The following is a 24,465-nucleotide window of genomic DNA, read 5'->3' on the forward strand; positions in this document are numbered from 1 at the left end:
GCTGTCATATAGACAACCCTTGGTGTTATTAACGAATATAAATTAGAACTTATAATTTACAGATAAGTTAAACATAGTTCCTAATTGACTGAAATGGAAACCATCGTAAGTCATTCTGGAATAACGTTGGTTAAATGTAAGCAAGTTAGATTGTTGTTTAACTGTAGTTACTGTAGAAGTTCCGGCTAATATTTTTTCACCTTCAGCATTCTCCGCTACAAATTTCCACTCAGGTAAAACATTAAATAAGTTGTTTACGTTTAAGGCAATTGTTAGTTTTTCAGTAGCATTAAAATTAACCCCTAAATCAGTAACGATTTTAGGTATAAATTGTGTTTTAAGATTAGGCAAAGTTTCATCTCTTACTGGGTCACCGTTAGCATTTCTCACTAAATTTCCATCGGCATCTCTTACCTCATTAGAAATTAAACCATCCTGATTAAAGGTGGTTTTTCCAAAGTAAGTATTGTTCAAAGAAAATCCGAATTTACCAATTTCATAATTGATTCCCAAAATCCATTTTGTTTCAGGTCTGGATGTAAAAGTCAACGAATTTAAAATGTCTCCAAATGAATTTTGATCTATAGGAGAAATTCTTTCATTGTCCAAAGTAATGTTTCCTGATAAATTAAAACCTAATTTACCTTCTCCAATTCCAACATTATTATATCCTAATACAACATCTAAACCAGAAGTTCTGGAATCGAATGAATTAGAAAACCAAGCCACATTTCCAAAATCAGTATTTTGTCTGTCTCCTAAAACGATTCTGTCTTCTACTTTGATATTGTAGTAGTCAACAGTAATGTTGAAGTTTTGAAAAGGTTTTGCACCAATTCCAACGGTTACGTTTGTTGATTTTTCAGGATCTAAAGGACGAATTCCTAACTGACGTGCCTGTGGAGAAACATTATTTATAATTCCACTAATTTGAATTCCCTGTCCGGCTACGAATGAGTATTGAGATTTTTGAGTATAGATTTGGTGTAAAGTCGGAGCTCTGAAACCTGTTGATACAGATCCTCTAAAAGTAATTTTATCGTCAAGAAATTTATATCTTGTACTGGCTTTCCAAACTGTTGCGCCACCAAAATCACTATATTCTTCATGACGAACCGTTCCGTTTAATTGAAAATCTTTTGTAACATCAAAAGCTAGATCCAAATACACACCTACATTATAGCGGTTCCATTTTCCGGAATTTTCGGGTCTGTTTCCTGCAAAAGAGTCAGCTCCCGTTCCATCCCATGAAGCTTTGTCTCCTTCTATTACAGAAAAGTTTTCTGATCTGAATTCAGTTCCAAAACCAATACTGAATTGATCAGATAAAATTTTAGAAACGTCAATATTTCCAACAACATGATTAAAAGCACTTCCTCCCGGCTTAAACGAAATTGGACTATTTTCTCTGTATACGTTATTTCCGTCTGCATCAACAATACTTGATCTGTTTACAGAATTATTTACGCTATAAAGCTGTTTATTTCCACCAACGGTAATACTGGCATCTGTATTCCATCCGTTTTTAACGTTTTTAAATCCAAGTGTACCATTATAATCACTTAAATCTCCTTCAAAAGTTGGACCATATCCTTCATAAGATGGATTGGCAGGATCTCCGTTTCCAAAGAAATCATTTAGATAAGGATCATCAGAAAGTGGTCTCCAATATGGAGTTCTGAAATTGGCAAACGATTTTACTTTTTTGTAAACATAAGCTGCATTATAGTACAATTTAGTATTATCATTAATATCGCTTCCACCATTAATTAAGAATTTTGCAGCAGCGGTTTCTGGCGAACCATTAATATTTCTCGCATCAGGATATTTGGCAAGATAAGATTGTACATCTGCAATGTCAGCTCCAAAATCTCCAGCATCACCTTCAGCATCTACAGTACCTGGTCTGTTTGCTAAACTTACTTTAGAAAAATCTATGGTATAATTCAAAAAGCCTTTTTCGCCAACTGTTGTACCATTATTTAAACTTACGCCTAGCATTTCTCCGTCACCTTCAGAAGTAATTCCACTTCTTACAGTTAGAGAACCATCGGAGCTGTTTTTTTTCAAAATGATGTTTACAACTCCCGCAATGGCATCAGAACCGTATTGCGCAGAAGCTCCGTCACGTAGGATTTCAACTCTTTCTATAGCGTCTGTTGGAATTGCGGAAATATCTGCACCCGTTTCTCCACGTCCCGGAGAAGTTTGCACGTAAAGTAATGCACTTAAGTTTTTACGTTTACCATTAATAAGGATTAAAGTTCTACTTGGTCCCATGTTTCTGATTTCATACGGATCCAGTAATGAAGTTGCATCATTTACAGGCGTTTGCACCGTATTAAAAGATGGAATTTTGTACTGCAAAGCTTTATCAAAAGTAGCTTGTCCCGTAGAAGTTAAATCCCTGGATGACAATACATCAATAGGTAAAGCACTAGTTGTATTACTTCTGGCAGCAGTTCTGGAACCCGTAACTACAACTTCGTCAAGGTTTTGTCCGCCTTCTTCAGATAAGGAAACATCAATTTGCGAAGCATTTGCAAGTCTGGTTACACTATTGTAGCCCACATAAGTAAAAATTAATGAAGCGCCTTCTTTAACTGTAATTTTATATGAACCGTCAACATCGGTAGTAACACCATTTATTGTACCCTTTTCGAGAATGTTAACACCTGGCAGAGGATTGCCTGTGTTGTCTTTAACTACACCGGAAACTTGCTGTTGAGCAAAAATAGCGACGGTGCTAAATAGAAATAATAAAATTGCAATTTTTTTCATGTTTAATCTAATTTTGGTTAAAATTTGTACGTTGGTTTGTTAAATATTGTGATAAAAATAGTATTATTTAACAAAAGTTTATAAAAAAGTTTGATTTTTTTTAAGAAAAGTACTAAAAATACATATATCGTCATTTTTTGTTTAGTTACGAGCTATTAAATCTTATATTTGCAAAATTTTAGGGCTAAAACCTATCATTTTAGCAAAAAAATAAAAAGAAGAAAAAACGCTCAAACCAGAAGCTAAAGATTTGAAAGAGAAATCAATAAAAACGGCGTCTGACAGAGATAAATCATATAAAAAACAAATATTATCTACATATGAAAGCAGGAATTGTAGGATTACCAAATGTTGGAAAATCGACTTTATTTAATTGTTTATCTAATGCTAAGGCACAAAGTGCGAATTTTCCGTTTTGTACAATCGAACCTAATATTGGTGTTGTAAACGTTCCGGATCCAAGAATCAATAAATTAGAAGAGTTAGTAAAACCAGAACGTGTACAAATGGCAACTGTTGATATCGTAGATATTGCAGGTTTGGTAAAAGGTGCAAGTAAAGGTGAAGGACTTGGAAATCAGTTTTTAGGAAACATCAGAGAGTGTAATGCTATTATTCACGTTTTGCGTTGTTTTGATAATGATAATATTGTTCACGTTGACGGAAATGTAAATCCAATTCGTGATAAAGAAACTATCGATATTGAGTTGCAGTTGAAAGACCTTGAAACTGTTGAAAAACGTTTGGAAAAAGTAAATCGCGCTGCTAAAACAGGAAATAAAGAAGCACAAACTGAAAAAGCGCTTTTAGACAGAATCAGAGAAGCATTATTACAGGCAAAATCAGCTCGTACTATTATTCCACAAGGTAATGACGAAGAAGTTTTAATGGAATCATTTCAATTAATTACTGCAAAACCGGTTTTATATGTTTGTAATGTTGACGAAAGTTCAGCAGTAAACGGAAACAAATATGTAGATCAGGTTCGTGAATTGGTAAAAGATGAAGATGCAGAAGTTATTATTCTTTCAGTAGGAGCAGAAGCTGATATTACAGAATTAGAAAGCTATGAAGAGCGTCAGGTTTTCCTTGAAGATATGGGATTAACAGAACCTGGAGCATCAGTTTTAATTCGTGCAGCTTACAAATTATTAAAACAACAAACGTATTTTACAGCAGGTGTAAAAGAAGTTCGCGCCTGGACAATCAATATTGGAGCTACAGCGCCACAAGCAGCCGGAGTAATCCACACTGATTTTGAAAAAGGATTTATTCGTGCAGAGGTTATCTCATACGAAGATTATGTTCAATACGGTTCTGAAGCAAAAGCAAAAGAAGCAGGAAAATTCAAAGTAGAAGGAAAAGAATATGTTGTAAAAGATGGTGATGTAATGCATTTCCGTTTTAATGTGTAATTTTTTTTTAGAGAATAGAAGAAAGAAACAAGAAAATAGACAAAAACTGCTGGAGAAATTCAGCAGTTTTTTTTATGTCTGTCAGGCTGAGTGTCCCGAGACTTCGGGAGAAGACCTTTTTTGCATACAAGCCTTCGACTTCGCTCAGGATGACAGTCGTTTTCAAAAAGGAGAATAAATCTGCTCAATCTGCAAAATCTGCGAGAAACAAAAACACAAAGCATAAAAAAAATACGTGTAAATCTGCGCTTTCGCGTTAGCGAATCCGTATAATCCGCGTTCAATTTTTTTTTTGGCTCAAAAATTGGTTACAGAAAATTAACCAAATAATTAATCTAAAACCAACCAATTAAAATGCTAAAAAAAACTTTCAAAATTATAGGCTGGACACTTTTATCAATTTTCAGTTTTCTTATCCTATATATAATATCAGTTTATCTAATTTCTAAAATTACCGTAAATGCAGATGTAGCGCAAGTCGAAGAAAAAGATGCAATTCCAATTTACATTCTTTCAAACGGCGTTCATACCGATATTGTGGTTCCTGTTGTAAATGAAATCAAAGACTGGCGAAGTGAAATTCAGTTCAACCAAACCCAGTCAAAAGATTCATTAATGAATTTTATCGCATTTGGCTGGGGCGATAAAGGTTTTTATCTCGACACGCCTGAATGGTCGGATTTAAAAGCAAGTACAGCGTTAAAAGCAGCATTCGGAGTAAGTTCTTCCGCCATGCATACCACATTTTTCAAACAATTAAAGGAAGGTGATGATTGCAAACGCATTTTGATTTCAAAAGAAAACTACCAAAAATTAGTCGCTTATATTTCTGAAAGTTTCAGTGACCCAATTCATCCACAATGGATTGAAGGTCACAGCTACGGAAGAAAAGATGCTTTTTATGAAGCAAAAGGAAGTTATAGTTTGTTTTATACCTGCAATACCTGGGCAAATTGCGCTCTTAAAGCTGCCAATCAAAAAGCCAGTTTATGGACGGTTTATGATAAAGGGATTTTTTGTCATTATAAATAAATCAGGCTTTGAAAAAGGTAATTGTAATTTTAGTTTTAATCACGTTAATTATTTCCTGTAAAAAAGCAGATGCTCCGGCTTGTACTGATTGTGTTATATTGTACTTTGAAAATCCGCAACCGAATAAGTATTCAGAATTAGATCGTTTTCCAAGTAAGTTCAAAGGATTATATATAAATGATGATTCCACTTTTATTAGGATTGAAGAAGACAGAATTTTAAAAGAATATTTCTATAAAAGTATGATTCATAGAGGAGTTTTAGATTCATTAAAAGAAGTATCTGATATTGTAAATGGAAAATTAATACTTAAAGATTTTAAAACAGAATATAATTTAAAACCAAAAGGAGATTCAATATTATTGATCCAAAAAAGTATTGATACTTTATTTAGGTTTTCACTAAATCAAAAAGCAAAACGAATAGACGGACAATTAATTTTAAGTAGAAAAGATTCTACATTTTGGAATGTTGAATTTCTTTTACTAGAAAAAAACAGCATCAAGTTTAAAAATATTTATGAAAAAAAGGACTTAAAAAAGCTTGATTCTGTTACTAAAATAAAGGGAAAGATGTTAGACTCAATTTCTTATTTGATTAAACCAACGAGAAATGAATTTAAAAAGATATTGAAAATTAAGAATTTTGGGTATGATCAGCAATTTAAAAAAGTTTCAAAACATTAATAAAAATAACATGGTAAAAATGTAAACTTTGCTCAAAAAGCGAGAATTAAAACTTTTCAATTATTGCCTAAATTTGGGAGAATATCAAAATATCAGCAAATGAAAATCAAAAATATATTCTCCAAGTCCTGGTTTCTATTAAAGAATACCTTTTTAGAATTTAACGATGATAACGCAATAAAATTAAGTGCAGCATTGGCATATTACACCATATTTGCGTTGCCGCCTTTGTTAATTATTGTCATTACTATTTGTGGTTTCTTTTTTGGTGAAGATGCTGTAACAGGACAATTATACGGCCAAATTAATGGTTTAGTAGGAAACGGTGCTGCAATTCAAATTCAGGAAGCAATTAAAAATGTACAATTGTCAGGTGATAATATGTTTGCAACCATCTTCGGAGTTGTGATGCTGTTAGTTGGAGCCTCTGGAGTTTTTGCCGAAATACAAAGTTCCATAAATTTTATTTGGGGATTACGTGCAAAACCGGATAAAGGCATTAAAAAATTCATTCAAAACCGATTAATGTCGTTTTCAATGATTGCTTCAGTTGGTTTCTTAATGCTAGTCAGCCTTTTTATAAGTACAACATTAGATTTATTAAGTGCACGATTAAAAGTATATTTTCCGGAGAGCACCGTTTATTTGTTTTACGTAGTAAATATTGTGATCGTATTAGCCAGTATCACACTGCTTTTCGCTATTATTTTCAGGACATTACCTGACGGGAAAATAAGATGGAAAGATGCTTTTATAGGATCAACTGTTACGGCCGTATTATTTATGATTGGTAAATTTGCCATTGGTTTTTATTTAGGAAGCTCTACCGTTGCTTCAGTTTATGGCGCGGCAGGTTCTGTAATTATTATTTTAGTATGGGTATATTATTCGGCAATAATTCTGTATTTTGGAGCAGAATTTACCAAAGTATATGCTAAATCTTACGGAGGAAAAATTTATCCGAATGAATATTCAGTTGAGATTCAGAAAGAGATTTACGAAATAGAAAAATAATATATTTCATCAGATTTTGCAGATTAGATTCACAATCAAATTTTAATCTTTAAAATCTGTGGCAAGAACTTTGCTGTCAAATAAAAAATAAATACCACAATATGAAAATTATAGCCTTTGGAGGAAGTAATAGTCAACACTCTATTAATAAACGTCTTGCAACTTATGCAGCAGGTTTAATTGAAAACGGAGAAGTTGAAGTTTTAGATTTAAATGATTACGAAATGCCTCTTTTTAGTGTTGATCGCGAAAAAGAAATTGGTCAGCATGAACTTGCAAAAGCTTTTCTTGCTAAACTTGCAAGTGCCGATATTCTGGTAGTTTCTCTGGCAGAAAATAACAATAATTATTCTACGGCTTTTAAAAATATATTCGACTGGTGTTCCAGAATCACAAAAGAAGTTTTTCAGCAAAAGCCAATGTTGTTAATGGCAACTTCGCCGGGAACAAGAGGCGGAGCTTCGGTTTTAGAAATTGCACGAAATGCCTTGCCAAGATACGGTGCTGATATAAAAGGTACATTTTCGTTACCGGCTTTCAATGCTAATTTTGATTTAGAGAAAAATCAAATTTCTAATGCCGAATTAGACAAAGAATTAAAAGATATTATAAAAGATTGTTTCTAATTTTATGACAGCAAAAAAGATTGTTTTTCTACTCCTTATAAATGTTATTTTCCTGTTTTCTTCATTTGCACAAAAATATAATGCAGTTGATAAAATCGTTTTAAAATATCCCAAAAGTTTCAATTCAACAGAAGAATTAGCGGCCAGAATCGAAAAAGATTTCAATTCTGATTATGATAAAGCGCGCGCAATTTACAGCTGGATTGCCTTCAATGTAAAATACGATTATGCTGCTTTTTTGAATCCGCCAAAAACACAGGGTTTTAGTTATCGCACCGAAGCCGAAAAGCAACGAAAAATACAGGCAATCAATGATAAAATGATTGATAAAGCTTTTAATTCAAAAAAAGCAGTTTGCGAAGGTTTTACACTTTTATATCAAAATGTAGCTTCGTTGGTTGGAATCAAATGTGAAATTGTTCGTGGCGATTCAAAAACCAGACTGGCAGATATCGGACGAAAAGAAACCACTTCAAATCACGCCTGGAATATGGTTTTGATTGATCGAAAATGGCGATTGATCGATGTTACCTGGGGTCAGGGCTATTATGACAGCAGCAAAGGACGGATGGCAAATGACTTTTCAGCGGTTTATTTTGATACCGATCCTGACTTCTTTTTCGCTAAACATTTTCCTGATTCAGAATCGTATTTAGGAGATCGATTAAGCAAAGAAGATTTCTTAAACGGACCTTTAATTTATAATAAAACAATCGAAGGAGATTATGAAATCAGATCGCCTGAATCTGGTATAATTGAAGCAAGAAATGGTCAGAAAATCACTTTCGAAATCAAAAATATCTCAAAATCCGATCAGTTTTATTATCTCAATAAAAGAAACCAACCCGTTAAAATTACTAACGGAAGAGAAAGAAAAGGCGGTTTGGAATTTCAGCTGACAGTTGATAACACAATTGGCGAGTATATTACTTTTTTTGTAGACACAAATAGTATTGCATCATTTAAAATAGTTTCAAGATAAGAATTGTTTTACAAAGATGATTTATATCATTTTCTTATTTTACAGAATTGCCGTATCTTAGCAATAATGAACTTGAAGAAAAATATAGCACTTTGACTTATGGAAACAACTTTTTTGAAATCAATTTTAGATAATGATTTCTATAAATTTACGATGCAGCATGCCGTAATCAGACTTTTTCCAAAAGCAAAAGTGCGATATGGATTCATTAATCGCGGCAAACATGTTTTTCCGCCCGGTTTTGCAGATTTACTTCGAAAATCGGTCGATGCCATGGCTGATTTACGTCTTACAAAGGAAGAAAAACAATACTTATCTCATTATTGTCCTTATCTCGATCCCACTTATTTAGATTTTCTGCAGGGCTATACTTATGATCCATCCGAAGTAAAAATTACTCAGGAAGGTTCAGAAATAAAAGTTACAATCGAAGGTTTTTGGTACCGAACCATTTTGTGGGAAGTTCCTTTGATGGCTTTGATTTCAGAACTATTTTATAAGTCCAATCATTTGATTCGACTAAATGATGATGCGATAAAAACATTGACAAAAAGTAAAATTGACAACTATAATAAATTAGGTGTTTCAGTTTTGGAATTTGGAACAAGACGCCGCCATTCTTATGATGTACATGTTTTGGTAAACGAAACTTTGAGAACTTTTGGTTCAGATAGCTTTATCGGAACAAGCAATGTACATTTTGCAATGGTGAATAATAAACGACCTTTAGGTACGCATGCCCACGAATGGTTTATGTTTCATGCTGCACAATACGGTTTTAAAATGGCCAATTTAATCAGTCTGGAACATTGGACGCAAGTTTATGGCGGTGATCTCGGAATTGCCTTAACTGATACTTACACAACAGAAATATTTTTCAATCAATTTGATAAAAAATACTCCAAACTTTTTGATGGCGTTCGACATGACAGCGGCGATCCGGTCGAATTTGCAAAAAAAGTAATTGCACATTATACCAAAATGGGAATTGACCCAAAATCTAAAGCGATAGTTTTTTCAGATTCACTCAATTTTGACAAAGTAAAAACGATCGCTGATTTTTGTAAAGACAAAATTAAAATGTCATTTGGAATTGGAACCAACTTTACAAACGATGTTGGTTTGCCGGCAATGAATATGGTAATAAAACTGACCGAAACAAAACCCGATAATTTACACTGGCAGGGTGTAGTAAAGCTTTCTGACGAAAAAAACAAAAATACGGGAACTCCTGAAATGATTGCTTTGGCAAAAGAAGTATTGGGAATCAAATAGTATTTTTTTGGTTTCAGGACTCTTTTTTTCTACTTTTAAAGCTTGTATTATTTTAAAATCAATTTAAATAAAATTCAAAGCTGTTATTATTCGTAACAAAAAAAAAATACGCTTTTATTTTTTAGCTAGAAATGGTACATTAGCCAAAAATCCAATTCATTTATGCTAGAGCAAAATCAATATAACGAAGATAATATCCGATCACTCGACTGGAAGGAGCATATTCGTATGCGTCCGGGAATGTATATCGGTAAATTGGGAGATGGATCTTCGCCGGATGATGGTATTTATATTCTTTTAAAAGAGGTTCTGGACAACTGTATCGACGAATTTGTCATGGGTTCCGGAAAAACTATCGAGGTTACGATCAAGGACAAAACGGTTTCGGTTCGTGATTACGGACGTGGAATTCCGTTAGGAAAAGTAGTCGACGTAGTTTCTAAAATGAACACCGGAGGAAAGTACGATTCTAAAGCTTTTCAGAAATCTGTTGGTCTAAACGGTGTCGGAACAAAAGCGGTAAATGCGCTTTCGAATTATTTTAGAGTCGAATCTGTTCGTGATGAAAAACAAAAAGCGGCAGAATTTTCAGGAGGGAATCTGGTTTTGGAAGAAGATGTAATTGAAACAACTAAACGTAAAGGAACAAAAGTAACTTTTACGCCGGACGAAACGATCTTCAAAAACTATAAATTCCGTATGGAATATGTCATTAAAATGGTGAAAAACTATTGTTATCTAAACAATGGTTTGACGATTATTTTTAATGGCGAAAAATACATTTCTGAAAATGGTCTTAGAGATTTATTAGAAGAAACTATTAATGAAGATGATTTAGAATATCCAATCATTCACCTGAAAGATCACGATATCGAGATCGCCTTAACGCACAGTAAAACACAATACAGCGAAGAATATCACTCTTTTGTAAACGGACAAAATACGACGCAGGGAGGAACGCACTTAGCGGCTTACAGAGAAGCCATTGTAAAAACCATTCGTGAGTTTTACAACAAAAACTTCGAAGCTTCAGATGTTCGTAAATCAATTGTAAGTGCGATTAGTATTAAGGTAATGGAACCGGTTTTTGAGTCTCAGACCAAAACCAAATTAGGTTCTACAGATATGGGTTCTGATGATGGAACACCTGCAGTATCTGTTCGTACTTTTGTAAATGATTTTGTTAAAAATAAATTAGACAATTATCTACATAAAAATCCGCCAACTGCAGAAGCTTTATTGCGCAAAATTTTGCAGGCAGAACGTGAGCGTAAAGAATTATCAGGAATTAGAAAACTGGCTACAGATCGTGCGAAGAAAGCCAATCTTCATAATAAAAAATTAAGAGATTGCCGTGCGCATCTTCCTGATACTAAAAACCCAAGAAACTTAGAAAGTACGCTTTTTATTACCGAGGGAGATTCGGCTTCAGGATCAATTACAAAATCGCGTGATGTAAATACACAAGCGGTTTTTAGTTTACGTGGTAAGCCTTTGAATTCCTACGGAATGACAAAGAAAATTGTCTATGAAAATGAGGAATTCAACTTATTGCAAGCCGCATTAGATATCGAAGACGGTTTAGAAAAGTTACGTTACAACAACATTGTAATCGCAACCGATGCCGATGTCGACGGAATGCACATTCGTTTGTTGTTGATTACTTTCTTTTTACAATTTTTCCCGGAATTAATCAAAGAGGGACATTTGTATATTTTGCAAACGCCACTTTTCAGAGTTAGAAATAAAAAAGAAACCATCTATTGTTATTCTGAAGAAGAAAGAAAAGATGCCATCGAAAAATTAAAACCAAAACCGGAAATCACCCGATTTAAAGGTTTGGGTGAGATTTCGCCGGACGAGTTTAAAAACTTCATTGGAGAAACCATTCGCCTTGACCCAATTATGATGGATAAAAATACTTCGATTGAGCAATTATTGTCATTTTATATGGGAAAAAATACGCCGGACAGACAGGAATTTATCATCAAGAATTTGAAGGTGGAACTGGATGAATTGGTGGAGGTTTAAAATAAATTTTAATGATTAGTAACTTAATTTCGTTTATGAAAAAATATCTTTTCGTTTTTTTAATTGTAGTACTTGTCTCTTGCCAGTCAAAAAATGAAGAGAAAAAAGAATTTGTTGCTAAAAATTCGGTTGCTAAGGTTGAAATCAAAGAGAAAAATGATAGTTTAATTTATAAAATTGAAGAAAATACAGTTGTAATAGGTGGTGATACATTAAAAATAGAAGCTCCTTTTATTTATTCTTTTGATGGAACACTTGATAATAATAAAAAAATTCAAATTCATATTTCTAACAGATTAACTGAAGAATATGGGGGATATTGGAAATCAGGGCGTCTTTATATTGATGGAGAAGATCAACTTTTCGGTTTTGGATTAGTAAAAAAGGAGAAAGAGAATTTCTACACGGGAGAAGCATCTTCTTATGATGACAATAATAACGGGAAAACTATTTGTAAACTCAAATTATACAATCTATTTACTGATGAGATGTTTATAGAGTGCATCTATAATAAAAAAGTATATAAAATTTATCCAAGTAAAAAATTTCCATCTTATAAATGTTTTGATAAAATAGATTATACATTATTTGATACCAGAGAAGCTTATAAAAAAGGACAAGGAAGAGATTATACACCGTCAAGGGATTATACTTTCCTGGGAGAAATTTTATCAAATGATAAAAACTTTGAAGCTTTAAGTTCGAATGTAAAGTATTTGTCTGGTGATTCACTAAGCATAAAAGATCATGATAAATGGAAACATAATTTTGATAGTAAAAAGGCTGTAAAGGATGAAGATAATTATGCGTCAGAAAGCTTATTTGTCAGTTCGCCTATTTTTATTGATTCAAATATTTATGTAGTTTATCATTATTGGTACAACTATATGGGTGGAGCACACGGTTTGTACCGTTCATCATACGATAATTATGAAGTAAGTACCGGAAAAAAAATAGAAATACAACAGCTTCTAAATACAAAAAGTGAAGATTTTATTGATTTTTATGAAAGTAGAATCAGGTCTGAGTATGGTGATGGATTATCAGATAAAATAGAAATGGCTACTACTTTTTATATTTTGCCAACAGGAATTACTTTTTCTTATGCTCCCTATGAACTTGTTGGTTTTGCAGGCGGAGAACCTGAGATTTTTTTCAGTTATGAAGAATTAAAACCGTATATTTTAAAAAACACAATTCTGGATAACTATAATTAAGATTAAGAATATGCTAACTTTGATTTATTAGAAAATCAGGTTCAGAATTAAAAATACAAATTTATAATTTCGAATATAAATAAATGAAAGACGAAGAAGACGATAACATAATTCCAAACGACGACGAGAATAATTCAGAAGAAAATCAGTTTGATGAAAATCAGGACGGAGATGATTCTGAGGATATTATCAACGTAGATGCTAAACATTTTGAAGGACAGCATTTTTACGAAAACCAGGAAGAAGAAGGCGAAGACGTTATTACAAAAGTAACGGGTATGTACAAAGACTGGTTTCTGGATTATGCTTCATACGTAATTTTAGAACGTGCAGTTCCAGCAATCGAAGATGGTTTTAAGCCGGTTCAGCGTCGTATTATGCACTCTTTGAAAGAGCTGGATGATGGTCGTTATAATAAAGTTGCCAATGTTGTAGGTCACACGATGCAGTATCACCCACACGGAGATGCGAGTATTGGTGATGCGATGGTACAAATTGGTCAAAAAGATTTATTAATTGACTGCCAGGGAAACTGGGGAAATATTTTAACAGGCGATGGAGCTGCAGCTTCTCGTTATATTGAGGCACGTTTATCTAAATTTGCTTTGGAGGTTTTGTATTCTCCTAAAATTACCGATTGGGGCGTTTCGTATGACGGACGTCGTGCAGAACCAAACAATCTTCCGGTAAAGTTTCCATTGCTTTTGGCGCAGGGAGCAGAGGGAATTGCGGTTGGTCTTTCGACTAAAGTTTTACCTCACAATTTTAATGAATTGATTGATGCTTCGATCAAAATTTTAAAAGGAAAAGCCTTTACCTTATATCCTGATTTCATGACACAAGGTATTGCCGATGTGTCCAATTATAATGACGGACTTCGTGGCGGACGTGTTCGTGTACGTGCAAAGATTGCTCAATTAGATAAAAATACATTGGTGATTACGCAAATTCCGTTTTCAACCAATACGACGACTTTGATTGACAGTATTTTGAAAGCTAATGATAAAGGCAAGATCAAAATCAAGAAAATTGAAGACAATACAGCGGCGGATGTTGAAATTTTAATTCACCTTTTTCCGGGCGTTTCTCCAGACAAAACGATTGACGCTTTGTTTGCTTTTACTGCCTGTGAGACTTCTGTAGCGCCTTTAGGTTGTGTTATTGAAGACAACAAACCGTTGTTTATTGGCGTTTCTGAAATGTTGAAAATTTCGACACACAGAACGGTAGATTTGCTTCGTCAGGAATTAGAAATTCAATTAGAAGAACTAAAAAATAAATGGCATTTCTCTACTTTAGAGAAAATCTTCATTCGTGAAGAAATGTACATTGATTTCAAATTGTATTCAGACAGAGAATCTCTTTATACTTATTTGTATGATCGATTTGAGTCTTTCAAAAAATCATTTGTCAGAGACATTAATGATGATGATTTGCAAAGACTGACTCAGATTCCGATGATTCGTATTACGCGTTTTGACTCTGATAAAGCTGATGATTTTATCGCTAAGTTAGAAGACGAAATGAAAGAAGTAGAGCATAATCTGGAGCATTTAACCGATTTTGCCATTGCTTACTTTACAAAATTAAAAGAGAAATACGGAAAAGGCCGCGAACGCCAGACAGAACTTCGTGTTTTTGATAATGTTGAGGCTACAAAAGTAGTGTTGCGTAACACAAAACTATACGTAAACCGTGAAGAAGGTTTTGTGGGAACGAGTTTGAAAAAAGACGAATATGTTACTGATTGTTCTGATATTGATGATGTTATCGTGTTTTTACGTGATGGAAAAATGCTGGTAACAAAAGTGGATGCCAAAACATTTGTGGGAAAAGATATTATTCACATTGCCATCTTTGATAAAAGTGATAAACGCACGATTTACAACATGATATATCGTGACGGAAAATCAGGTCCGTCTTATATCAAACGTTTCAATGTTTCGGGTGTTACACGTGATAAACCTTATGATTTAACCAATGAAACTGCCGGTTCGCAAGTTGTTTATTTTTCGCATAATCCTAATGGTGAAGCGGAAGTGATTACGATTTTATTGCGTCAGGTTGGAACGATCAAGAAGTTGAAATTTGATATTGATTTTGCCAAATTAGCCATTAAAGGACGAGCTTCAAAAGGAAATCTGGTTACGAAATATCCAATCAAGAAAATCGAATTAAAAGAAAAAGGAATTTCGACTTTACTACCAAGAAAAGTTTGGTTTGATGATACAGTAAAACGTTTAAATGTTGATGCAAGAGGTGAGTTATTGGGTGAATTTAAGCCAAGTGACAAAATCTTAATCATCAATCAAACCGGAAAACTTAAAGTTATAATTCCGGAATTATCGACTCATTTTGATGAAGATATGATTGTTTTGGAAAAATGGAATCCGAAGAAACCTATCTCTGCCATTTATTATGATGGAGAAAAAGAGCGCTATTATTTAAAACGCTTCCTGGTAGAAACCGAAAATAAAGAGGAAAGCTTTATTACAGAACACCCTAATTCGCAATTAGAAATTGTATCAACAGATTATCGCCCTGTTGCACAATTGGTTTTTGCAAAAGTAAAAGGAGTTCAAAAAGAAGATTTACATATTGATGTTGAGGACTTTATAGCCGTAAAAGGTTTTAAAGCTTTAGGGAATCAATTAACGACTGAAAAATTAAAACAAGTAAATCTTTTAGATCCGTTGCCTTATGAAGAACCGGTTGAAGAAATTCCTGAAACACCGGAGATTTCAGAAGATGATTCAGTTGAAACAGAACTGGATGATGACGGGCAGATAGGTTTAGTTTTAGAATGATATAAAAACAAAAAACGCTAAGGATTAATTCTTAGCGTTTTTTTATTATCTAAACTTTATCGATAATCAATTCCTGGTTAATCCATTTTACTTCTTCATTTTCGATAATAACAGTTATGGTGTCACCTTCTTTTACTTCGCCAGCAATAATTTTCTTCGCCAATGGTCTTCTTAAATGGCTTCTGATAATACTTTTAATAGGTCTTGCTCCATATTTGGCATTATATCCATTTTCTGCAAGGTATAATTTAGCTTCCATCGGAATTTCAACAGTAATATTGATATTTTTCAGTAAATCCATGAATTCTTTTTTAAGATGGATTTCAAATATTTTCAATGCATTTTCCTTGCTGATAGGCGCAAAAGGTACTATTTCGGTCAGTCTTCCTAAAAATTCAGGTCTGAAATAATTTCCCATAATTTCCATTAAGGAAGCTGAAGATGGAATTTTACCGCTATTAAATGTTTCTACAATATGATCTGCACCAATATTTGAAGTAAAGAGTATAATTGCATTTGAAAAATCACCTTCTTTTCCTAGTCGGTCGTGCAGTTTTCCTTCATCCATAATTTGAAGAAAAACATCAAAAACAGAAGGATGGGCTTTCTCAATTTCATCAAACAAAACAATTGAATACGGTTTTTGCCTGATTTTATTCACCAGCAAGCCACCTTCTTCATAACCAACATATCCCGGAGGAGCTCCAGGAATGGGATTATTTGTGCGAAAGTTTTATGAAAAATTTAAAAAACAGATCGTCAAATGTATTTCCTTATCGATTATTTATAGAAGATTAAAGTACATAAAAAGCTAAGACAATCTTTAGCTTTTTTTATTATAACCTGAATGTTAAAAGTCTTATCGTTATATTTTTATATTTTATTGTGGACTTTAATTGTAGAAGCCAAATCTACATTTGTCTTTAATAATCATAATAAAAGCCGATATGAAGATTCAATTGATTCTTATAATCTTACTATTTTGCAGTTGTACAAATAACGATTTTTACGGGCATGTCTATGATTATGACACAGAAAAACCAATTAAAAATGTACATATAGATATAAATGGTGATGCCACTAAAACAGACAGCACAGGATATTTTTGCATGAAAATAAAACCAAATTCAGCATGCACAATAGTGCTGAAAAAAGAAAGTTATGCCACCAAGAAAATATATAGAAAACCAGATTCTTTGGGAGAATTTAGCAGCAAAAGCTTAAAAGCAAATAAAATTTATCTCTATAACAAGAAAAGCGATTTTTCTAATAAAATAGAATAATATCGTTTGTTATTGAATAGAAATGAACAAAAAACCTGACTTATAGAAGTCAGGTTTTTTTATTTAAAAAGCGAATTCAGGTTCATTTCTTTTTTCTCCCTCAATTTTTTTACAATCTTCAAAAAAGCAATTGCAGTAATATAAGCATCGCCCAACGCAGTATGGCGGTCTTTTTTTGAAATATCAAATTTATCGGCAAGATCATCTAATGTATAATGATCTTTGCGCTCAAACAAATGTGATTTAATTAGCGTCTTTTTATATAAATGAGCAGTATCTAAAGTCTTGTTTACCAGTTCTGGCAACCCATTTCTTACCAAAGCCCTGTTGATCATTGTAACATCAAAAATAGTATGATGTGCAATAATTACAGCATCACCCAGATAAGTCAAAAATTGCTGTAAAGCTTCTAGTTCATTTGGGCGTTTTAAAACAAAATCCTTCAAAATTCCGTGAATCTGAGCAGTCGATTTATCATAATGATCCTGCTGAACATACACTTCAAAACTATCCTGAATCGATATCATATTATTTTGCAGAACAAGCGCACCAATGCATAATATTCGGTCATTATCGTAATCAAAACCAGTAGTTTCAGTATCTAAAACGACAAATCTTGTTTCTTCGATCGAAATATTTTCATTGAATATATTTTCTTCCTTTTTCCAAAAATTAAATAAACTCATATTTATACAACATTTGAAAGATTAAATCTTACGGTAATCAATTCCTGAAGTTCCTTAATGGTTTTAAAAGTTCTTTTAAGCTTTATTTTTTCCATTTTCGATAAAGATTCCAAAGCAATAAATTGCCCCGAATCATTGTGCAAAAGACCTTGTTTTGTTCTAAATTTCAATAAAGCTTTAAATGAATACGAACAAGACAAATACAACTCTCTGTTATTTGGTTCTAGTTCGGCCAATTTTTCAAAACGCTCCGCCGTATTACTGATTCCTTTTACCGAATGTGATAAAATCAAAACACGCGCAGCATCTGTCAATGGCATCAAAGCACGTCTTTTAATGTCAAAATTATCTTTATTTGCGCCGTCTTGTTCAACCAAAAACTGTCTAAAAAAACCTGTTGGAGAAGGGCTTTGCAAAGCACCGCTTACCAAATGAACATAGAAAATAGGATTTGCTTTTATATTTTCAAAAATAGATTCTGATAGCTCATTCGTGAGTTCCGTATCGCCATAAGTAACACTGTAATCAAAGAAAATAAACGACAATAAAACCTCATTTTTTCCCGGATTTGTAATCCAGTGCTTGACCTGACTTTTCCATTCATCAAGACTCATACACCATTTTGTGTTTGAAGCCATCATTTCGGCAGGGCAATAATCATAACCAATTTCAAAAAGACCTTTATTTACAAGTGCCGCAAATTTTAAAAAGTAGACTTTAGTTTCATCCCTAAAAACATCAGAAACATTCTCATACACAATCGCATTATCCTGATCCGTATGAAGCATTTGTTCACTTCTTCCCTGACTTCCAAGAGCAAGCCAGGCAAATTTTACCGGTGGCGGGCTGCTCATTTTTTCGATACAAATTTCAATAACACGTGTTGTACAAGCCTCATTCAATTCTGTAATGATTTTAGAAATCAGCGTCATCGGAATATTTTGATCTAAATATCCCTGCAACAATTGCATAATTCTGGCACGAATAGGCTTGATTTCTTTTGGTTTTTTAGCTCTTTTTAAGGCTTTTATCAAAACCGCAGGATTATTTCCCAGCGCCACCATCACATCATGTTTGGATAAAATACCAACCGCTTTTGTATTTACAGTTCCATCTTTAGTAAGACATAAATAGCTGATACTGCTTTTCATCATAGCCATTTGCGCCTCTGTAACCGTCATTTTTTTAGGATAAGTAATCACTGGTTTTGTCATAATCGATTCTGCAGTCGTTAAAATCGAAAAATCGCCCGTAACAATTTTATTGCGTAAATCTTTATCCGTAATAATACCAATTGGCAGCATTTCATCAACAATTAAAATTGCACCGACTTTTTTCTTATTCATGATTTTAGCAACATCTCTTGCCGTTGTCGACGGACTGCAAGTCACAATTTTCTTCGAATATTTTATAGGCTGTAAATCAAAAGAATCTTTATTTGAGTGCAAATTATCATGCACTAAATCGTCACCATATAGTTTGTCTTTATGAATATCTGAATACGGATTTCGCGTATTCGAAGCATAACTTTCGATCAGGAAATTACCAATATTTCTATTTTCAAGCGCATAAGGTTTAAAAACCGCAATGGGAATAGCGTACAAAATCGTTTCTTCATGCGCCACGGCTTCCATGATGTAATTTTCCTGCGCCAAAAGCGGACGCAATCCAAAAATATCTCCTTCATCACACATATCAAGAACCGTATTTTTGGTGCTTTTTTTAAGTGCAACCGCACCTTTATGAACCACATAAAACGAATCGTGCGTTTTGTCATTTTCAGCAAAAACAACCGAATCCTTATCTTTATAAACAATAGAAATTTGCTCAGATAATTTCTCAAGATCCTTTTGATGCAAAAAATTAAAAGGCGGATAATCCTTTAAAAAGTCAGCAACTCGATGCGAAATGGTATTTTTCATTGGGTTAGATTAAGGTTCTAAAATACTATTTAAAATAGAAATGTAAAAGAAACACCTTTAAATTTTGTATATAAGGTTCAAAGAAGCAAAGTGACAAAGGGGCAAAGGTTTTTTAATCACAAAGTATGTTATCAGAAAATTTCAGGGATATAAAAAAAGCCCCTAATTGGGACTTTAACTTTTAGTCAATTTTAAAAACTTTTCCGCGCTGTTTTTCTTCAGAACCTACCATTCCAAATTCAAACGTATACGAATCTTTTGAAGTCGTTAAGATTTTCATGCTGATTGCCTTTTCTTCGGCCATATTTTTCGGGTGTTTTTTCTGCAAAACATACTCGCAATCACTTACCCAGCGAATTGTAGAGGTATCAGTTTTTCCTTCAAAAGTCTCAATTTCGATATTGTCTTTACGCTCAAAAAGAGTTGTTTTTTTAACGCCGTTTACTTCAAACTCAAACTTGAATTTTCCGTTTTTAAAATCTTTACAATTGTGTTCAGCGTTGTAACAAGATACCAAAGCCAGTATCGGAAATAAGAATATAATTTTTTTCATTTTAAATAAGTTGTTTTTTTAGGAGCTATTTCCTGCTTTACGTTCCAATCTTTTTATTTTTAAAGAAAAAATAAAAAGGATTTCCACTTCAATCAGGGCTAGGGCAATCGTTTTCATTTCACCTGAGTGAAGTCAAAGAAATTTAAATCTAAAATCTATAATCTACAGTCTATAATCTACAGTCTATAATCTACAGTCTATAATCTACAATCTAAAATCTCTACGTCAATCTCTTCAATTCATCATCGGTAAAGTTCTTAATTTCTTTTTCCTTGGCAAATTTTTCAGCATTATAATTTCCTGATTTATTCTTCGGAATCGACAAACTATTCCATTCGCTATTTTTTAGTTGTTTGGCATAAAAAACAATTTGCCCAATATGATACGGATAATGCGCCAGCTGACGATTTATCGCCTCAATAACCGTGTGACCTTCATTTCTGATGTAAATAATGTCTGAAAGCTGTTCTGGTTTTAAATTGTTTAAAGCATCCAGAAAACAATCCCAGCCTTTATTCCAAACATTTAAAACTTCCTCTTTTGACTGTAAATCATTTTCAAACTCTGCATCGCGATTGCGCCATTCTTTTTCACCATCTGAAGTTAAAAAATTTGTCCAGCGCGATAACATATTGCCCGAAACGTGTTTTATAATCGTAGCAATGCTGTTAGTATCTTCATTTACAGAAACAAAAAGCTGTTCCGGTTCCAGCTGCTCGATTGACTTTTCACCCAGCATTTTATAATATAGAAATTGCTTCTTAACGCTTTCTAAATAAGATTCACTTGCTTCCATAATAGTATTTTATTAGTGAAATGTTGTTTTTTTTCGCCACGAATTTCACGAATTTTCACAAATTTTTTATAGGATGAATTTACATTTTGATTCGTGTCAGTTCGTGAAATTCGTGGCAACTTTTTTAAACAATCTTTATATCGTATTTATCTAAAAGCCCAACAATTCCATCATTAGAAAATTGTGCTTTTCTCATCGGATTGAATTCAGGATCGATTTTGTAATTATATGCCGTTTTAAAATTAACAGCAGCCAATTGTGTGTCATTAAAAATGGCACCTTCCAGATTGCAATTATCAAATACCGAACTGGTTAAGTTAGTTCCTATAAAAGTAACTTCTCTAACCGAACAATTGATAAACTTGGTTTTAGGCATTTTTTTATTCGAAAAAATAGCATAATCCAAAACGCTTTCTTCAAAATAAACCTGAAATAAAAAATCGTCACACTCATTAAAAGCAATTCCCAGAAGTTTGCAATTTTTGAAAGTTACATTCTTTAAACTGGTGCTGAATAAACTCGTCATTGATAAATTACAATCGATAAATTCGCAATCGAGAAAAGTATTGTAACCAAAATTGCTATTAGAAAAATCACAGTTTTTAAAAACACAATCTTCAAACTCCCGATTGTTTATTTTTTTATCGATATAAACGACTTTTTCGAATGTTTTCTGAATGTGAATTATGCCTTCCATGTGATGTGATAAAGTATTAAAGTTTATGAAGTTAAACCCGACAGGTTTTTAAAACCTGTCGGGTTTGCTTAAAGACATTTAGTCATTAAACAAACCTTTCATAATGATTTTCAGTCCGTAAAAAATTAAAAACATAGCACTTAAACAAGCTATGATTCCAATTCCTAAAACTAAATAATGCCAGTTTGTATGCTGATTCATAAACGCATTATAAATCAACGACGGACCAATAAATAACAGTGGCAAAGAGCCTGTTAAATATTTAATTCCTTTTCCCAGCAATTCCTTATTTGTAGCCATTTTTTATTTAGTTTTGAAAAGTTTCAAGTTTTTTTAGTTTCAGGTTTCAAACTTTGTAAACTTATCTTTGTCAAAGTTTAAAACTTTGACAAAGATTGATCGAGAAACTTTGCGAACTCTGCGTAAATCTTAGCGCTCTTTGCGGTTAAAAAAGCAGCTTCACATTTCACAAAAAAACTTTTTACTTATTATAATTATCAACAGCATTTCTAACGCTGCCATATTTCTTCAATAATTCCGAAGCTTCTTCATAAGAAACCGGAATTTCTCCCATAATCATTTTTACACCGCGATCGACTAATTTAATGTTACTCAATTGCATATCCACCATTTTATTTCCTTTCACTTTTCCAAGTTGAATCATCGCTGCAGTCGAAATCATATTAAGAACTAATTTCTGAGCGGTTCCGGCTTTCATTCTCGAACTTCCGGTAACAAATTCAGGACCTACAACTACTTCAACAGGAAATTGAGCCGTTAAAGCAAGCGGACTTCCGGCATTATTTGTAATGCATCCCGTAAGGATATTATTCTGATTACAAGTTTCTAAACCGCCAATAACATAAGGTGTAGTTCCAGAAGCTGCAATTCCGATTACCACATCATTTGCACCAATATTATTTGCCTGTAAATCAATCCAGGCTTGTGTGGCATTGTCTTCTGCATTTTCCACAGCGCGGCGAATTGCGGTGTCTCCACCGGCAATAATTCCATTTACCAGATCAAACGGAACTCCAAAAGTAGGAGGACATTCAGATGCATCTACAACGCCTAAACGTCCCGAAGTTCCGGCTCCGATATAAAATATTCGTCCGCCTAATTTTAATTTGGCAACAACCTGCGCTACTAAAGCTTCAATTTGTGGTATGGCTTTTTCCACTGCAAGCGGAACGGTTTTGTCTTCGTTATTGATATTCGTAAGCAATTCATGAACCGACATTTTTTCTAAATGTTCGTATTTTGATGCTTGTTCTGTGGTTTTTGTAAACGTCATTTTTAGTATAATTGGTCTTGCCCAAAATTACTGTTTTTTATTGCAATTTTCAGAAGCTTTTTACAAGAACTAAAATATTATATTTGTCGAATAATCAAAAACTGAATGGATAAATTAAGCTTTTTGGATAGCATTGCTCATATTGCTGCTTTTGTTTCTTTATTATTGGCATTATTTTTACTAACAGTAAAAACCGAAAATAAATTAGCAAACCGATTATTTGCCTGTTTTATTCTTTTTTCAGCGATTGACTTCACCGGAATGTTTTCATATTCTTTTCCTCAGGAATATGCAGGTTTAGAGATTTTGAGAAGCACCATTTCCTTACTCGAAATGCCTTTGATCTATTTGTATGTTTTAGCCGTTTGTTATACTGATTTTCGTTTAAAATGGAAGCATTTGATATTCACACTTCCTTTTGTTGTGATGAATTTAGTTCTTATGCCAAGATTTTATTTGGTATCGGGTATTGAAAAAGAGCAATTTATAGCCCATTTTGGTCAAATGCCTGAGATTTACTTCTTTCAGATTTTAATAGAAGTGCAATATTGGTTTTACATTATTAGTGTGTTTTTAATTTTGAAAAAATACAGAAAAATTTATCTCGAAAACTATACGAATCCCAGTACCTCTACATACAAATGGCTTTTTCAGATGAATTGTGTTTTTCTGGCGATGCATTCTATTACTGCTTTAAAAAATTTGCTGCGCTATACAGCTTCGAGAGAAATTTTTCTTTGGGGAAATGTTTTGATGGTTTGCGGCGCTTTATTTGTAATCTGCTGGTTTGTAATGAAAGCATTAAATCATCCGGAGCTTTTTAGGGGAATTAAATCTAATCTGCCTCTTGCAAAAGATTTTATTCCTATTGAAAATGATGCTTTAACCGAAAAAATAAGCAATCATGATGAAGTTATTACTGCCCAAATTGCGACATTGAAAAATTATATGACTGAAAAAGAACCTTATCTTGATCCGTCTTTAACGATTCAGGAATTGGCGAATCAAATCAATATTCCGGTTCGGGATTTGTCTGTTTTGATTAATCATCATATGGATCAGCATTTTTTTGATTTTGTAAACGAATACCGCATTCAAAAAGCGATGCATATTCTAAAAGATCAGTCAAAAAGCAATTTAACTATTCTGGAAATCTTGTACGAAGTAGGTTTTAATTCGAAATCATCCTTTAATACTTCTTTTAAAAAATACACCAATTTAACGCCAACCGCTTACCGAAACGCATAAGGTTTGCTTGATTTTATCTCAGACAATACGTTTTCAAAATTAATAGTTATTATTTTTATTGGAATAATTTTCTCTTTTGAATCCTGTGAAAAGAACTGTTATATTTGTTTAACAATCTGA

General features: G+C 33.1%; 20 protein-coding genes and 1 pseudogene. 12 read left to right on the forward strand and 9 right to left on the reverse strand.

Annotated features, from left to right (window positions below; genetic code table 11):
* Window positions 1-42: 42 nt before the first annotated feature.
* The gene (locus AC3QL1_RS12155; protein ID WP_492491674.1) at window positions 43-2,781 is read right to left on the reverse strand and encodes a TonB-dependent receptor; all 2,739 of its coding nucleotides are present in this window, start codon (window positions 2,779-2,781) and stop codon (window positions 43-45) included.
* Between the two features lie 320 nt (window positions 2,782-3,101).
* Between AC3QL1_RS12155 and ychF the strand changes: the two genes are divergently transcribed.
* From ychF to AC3QL1_RS12205, 10 genes are all read left to right on the forward strand, one after another.
* The gene (gene ychF, locus AC3QL1_RS12160) at window positions 3,102-4,196 is read left to right on the forward strand and encodes a redox-regulated ATPase YchF (protein WP_492491676.1); all 1,095 of its coding nucleotides are present in this window, start codon (window positions 3,102-3,104) and stop codon (window positions 4,194-4,196) included.
* A gap of 354 nt (window positions 4,197-4,550) precedes the next feature.
* Entirely contained in the window at window positions 4,551-5,228 is a 678-nt protein-coding gene (locus AC3QL1_RS12165; protein ID WP_492491677.1) for a TIGR02117 family protein, read from the forward strand.
* A gap of 8 nt (window positions 5,229-5,236) precedes the next feature.
* Window positions 5,237-5,914 carry a hypothetical protein gene (locus tag AC3QL1_RS12170; RefSeq protein ID WP_492491678.1) on the forward strand — a complete coding sequence of 226 codons (678 nt, stop codon included), beginning with the start codon at window positions 5,237-5,239 and terminating at the stop codon, window positions 5,912-5,914.
* A gap of 99 nt (window positions 5,915-6,013) precedes the next feature.
* Complete coding sequence (locus AC3QL1_RS12175; protein ID WP_492491680.1) at window positions 6,014-6,928, forward strand: YihY/virulence factor BrkB family protein; 915 nt, start codon at window positions 6,014-6,016, stop codon at window positions 6,926-6,928.
* Between the two features lie 101 nt (window positions 6,929-7,029).
* Window positions 7,030-7,554, forward strand: coding sequence for an NADPH-dependent FMN reductase (locus AC3QL1_RS12180; protein ID WP_492491682.1), 525 nt, complete (start codon window positions 7,030-7,032; stop codon window positions 7,552-7,554).
* 4 nt (window positions 7,555-7,558) lie between these two features.
* The gene (locus tag AC3QL1_RS12185; protein ID WP_492491683.1) at window positions 7,559-8,536 is read left to right on the forward strand and encodes a transglutaminase domain-containing protein; all 978 of its coding nucleotides are present in this window, start codon (window positions 7,559-7,561) and stop codon (window positions 8,534-8,536) included.
* Between the two features lie 99 nt (window positions 8,537-8,635).
* Window positions 8,636-9,811, forward strand: coding sequence for a nicotinate phosphoribosyltransferase (pncB, locus tag AC3QL1_RS12190; RefSeq protein WP_492491685.1), 1,176 nt, complete (start codon window positions 8,636-8,638; stop codon window positions 9,809-9,811).
* Between the two features lie 162 nt (window positions 9,812-9,973).
* Complete coding sequence (locus AC3QL1_RS12195; protein WP_492491686.1) at window positions 9,974-11,842, forward strand: DNA topoisomerase IV subunit B; 1,869 nt, start codon at window positions 9,974-9,976, stop codon at window positions 11,840-11,842.
* A gap of 11 nt (window positions 11,843-11,853) precedes the next feature.
* Window positions 11,854-13,059 (forward strand): RsiV family protein, encoded by a 1,206-nt coding sequence (locus AC3QL1_RS12200; RefSeq protein WP_492491688.1) that lies wholly within the window; start codon window positions 11,854-11,856, stop codon window positions 13,057-13,059.
* Window positions 13,060-13,142: 83 nt separating this feature from the next.
* Complete coding sequence (locus tag AC3QL1_RS12205; RefSeq protein ID WP_492491690.1) at window positions 13,143-15,866, forward strand: DNA gyrase/topoisomerase IV subunit A; 2,724 nt, start codon at window positions 13,143-13,145, stop codon at window positions 15,864-15,866.
* A 49-nt stretch (window positions 15,867-15,915) separates the two neighbouring features.
* Here AC3QL1_RS12205 and AC3QL1_RS12210 read toward each other — a convergent pair.
* Window positions 15,916-16,572, reverse strand: a pseudogene (locus AC3QL1_RS12210) (AAA family ATPase); the annotation flags it as partial.
* A gap of 241 nt (window positions 16,573-16,813) precedes the next feature.
* Between AC3QL1_RS12210 and AC3QL1_RS12215 the strand changes: the two are divergent.
* On the forward strand, window positions 16,814-17,149 hold the full coding sequence (locus AC3QL1_RS12215) for a peptidase associated/transthyretin-like domain-containing protein (protein ID WP_492491691.1): 336 nt from the start codon (window positions 16,814-16,816) through the stop codon (window positions 17,147-17,149).
* A 59-nt stretch (window positions 17,150-17,208) separates the two neighbouring features.
* Here the strand turns inward: AC3QL1_RS12215 and AC3QL1_RS12220 are convergent, their stop codons facing one another.
* From AC3QL1_RS12220 to murQ, 7 genes are all read right to left on the reverse strand, one after another.
* Window positions 17,209-17,835, reverse strand: a complete 627-nt coding sequence (locus AC3QL1_RS12220; RefSeq protein WP_492491693.1) for a 3'-5' exonuclease — start codon at window positions 17,833-17,835, stop codon at window positions 17,209-17,211.
* Window positions 17,836-17,837: 2 nt separating this feature from the next.
* On the reverse strand, window positions 17,838-19,757 hold the full coding sequence (locus tag AC3QL1_RS12225; protein ID WP_492491695.1) for a DUF294 nucleotidyltransferase-like domain-containing protein: 1,920 nt from the start codon (window positions 19,755-19,757) through the stop codon (window positions 17,838-17,840).
* A 181-nt stretch (window positions 19,758-19,938) separates the two neighbouring features.
* Window positions 19,939-20,310: a DNA topoisomerase IV gene (locus tag AC3QL1_RS12230; protein WP_492491696.1), complete on the reverse strand. Its 372-nt coding sequence runs from the start codon at window positions 20,308-20,310 to the stop codon at window positions 19,939-19,941.
* Window positions 20,311-20,530: 220 nt separating this feature from the next.
* Complete coding sequence (locus AC3QL1_RS12235; protein ID WP_492491697.1) at window positions 20,531-21,106, reverse strand: DUF1572 family protein; 576 nt, start codon at window positions 21,104-21,106, stop codon at window positions 20,531-20,533.
* 124 nt (window positions 21,107-21,230) lie between these two features.
* Complete coding sequence (locus tag AC3QL1_RS12240; RefSeq protein WP_492491699.1) at window positions 21,231-21,803, reverse strand: pentapeptide repeat-containing protein; 573 nt, start codon at window positions 21,801-21,803, stop codon at window positions 21,231-21,233.
* A 78-nt stretch (window positions 21,804-21,881) separates the two neighbouring features.
* Window positions 21,882-22,103 carry a DUF6095 family protein gene (locus AC3QL1_RS12245; RefSeq protein ID WP_492491700.1) on the reverse strand — a complete coding sequence of 74 codons (222 nt, stop codon included), beginning with the start codon at window positions 22,101-22,103 and terminating at the stop codon, window positions 21,882-21,884.
* A 181-nt stretch (window positions 22,104-22,284) separates the two neighbouring features.
* Window positions 22,285-23,097, reverse strand: a complete 813-nt coding sequence (murQ, locus tag AC3QL1_RS12250; RefSeq protein ID WP_492491702.1) for an N-acetylmuramic acid 6-phosphate etherase — start codon at window positions 23,095-23,097, stop codon at window positions 22,285-22,287.
* A gap of 105 nt (window positions 23,098-23,202) precedes the next feature.
* On the opposite strand from murQ, the gene AC3QL1_RS12255 reads away from it, so the two are divergent.
* Window positions 23,203-24,345 carry a helix-turn-helix domain-containing protein gene (locus AC3QL1_RS12255; RefSeq protein ID WP_492491703.1) on the forward strand — a complete coding sequence of 381 codons (1,143 nt, stop codon included), beginning with the start codon at window positions 23,203-23,205 and terminating at the stop codon, window positions 24,343-24,345.
* Window positions 24,346-24,465: the final 120 nt, after the last annotated feature.

Source organism: Flavobacterium sp. GW823-FHT04A11 (assembly GCF_058796535.1).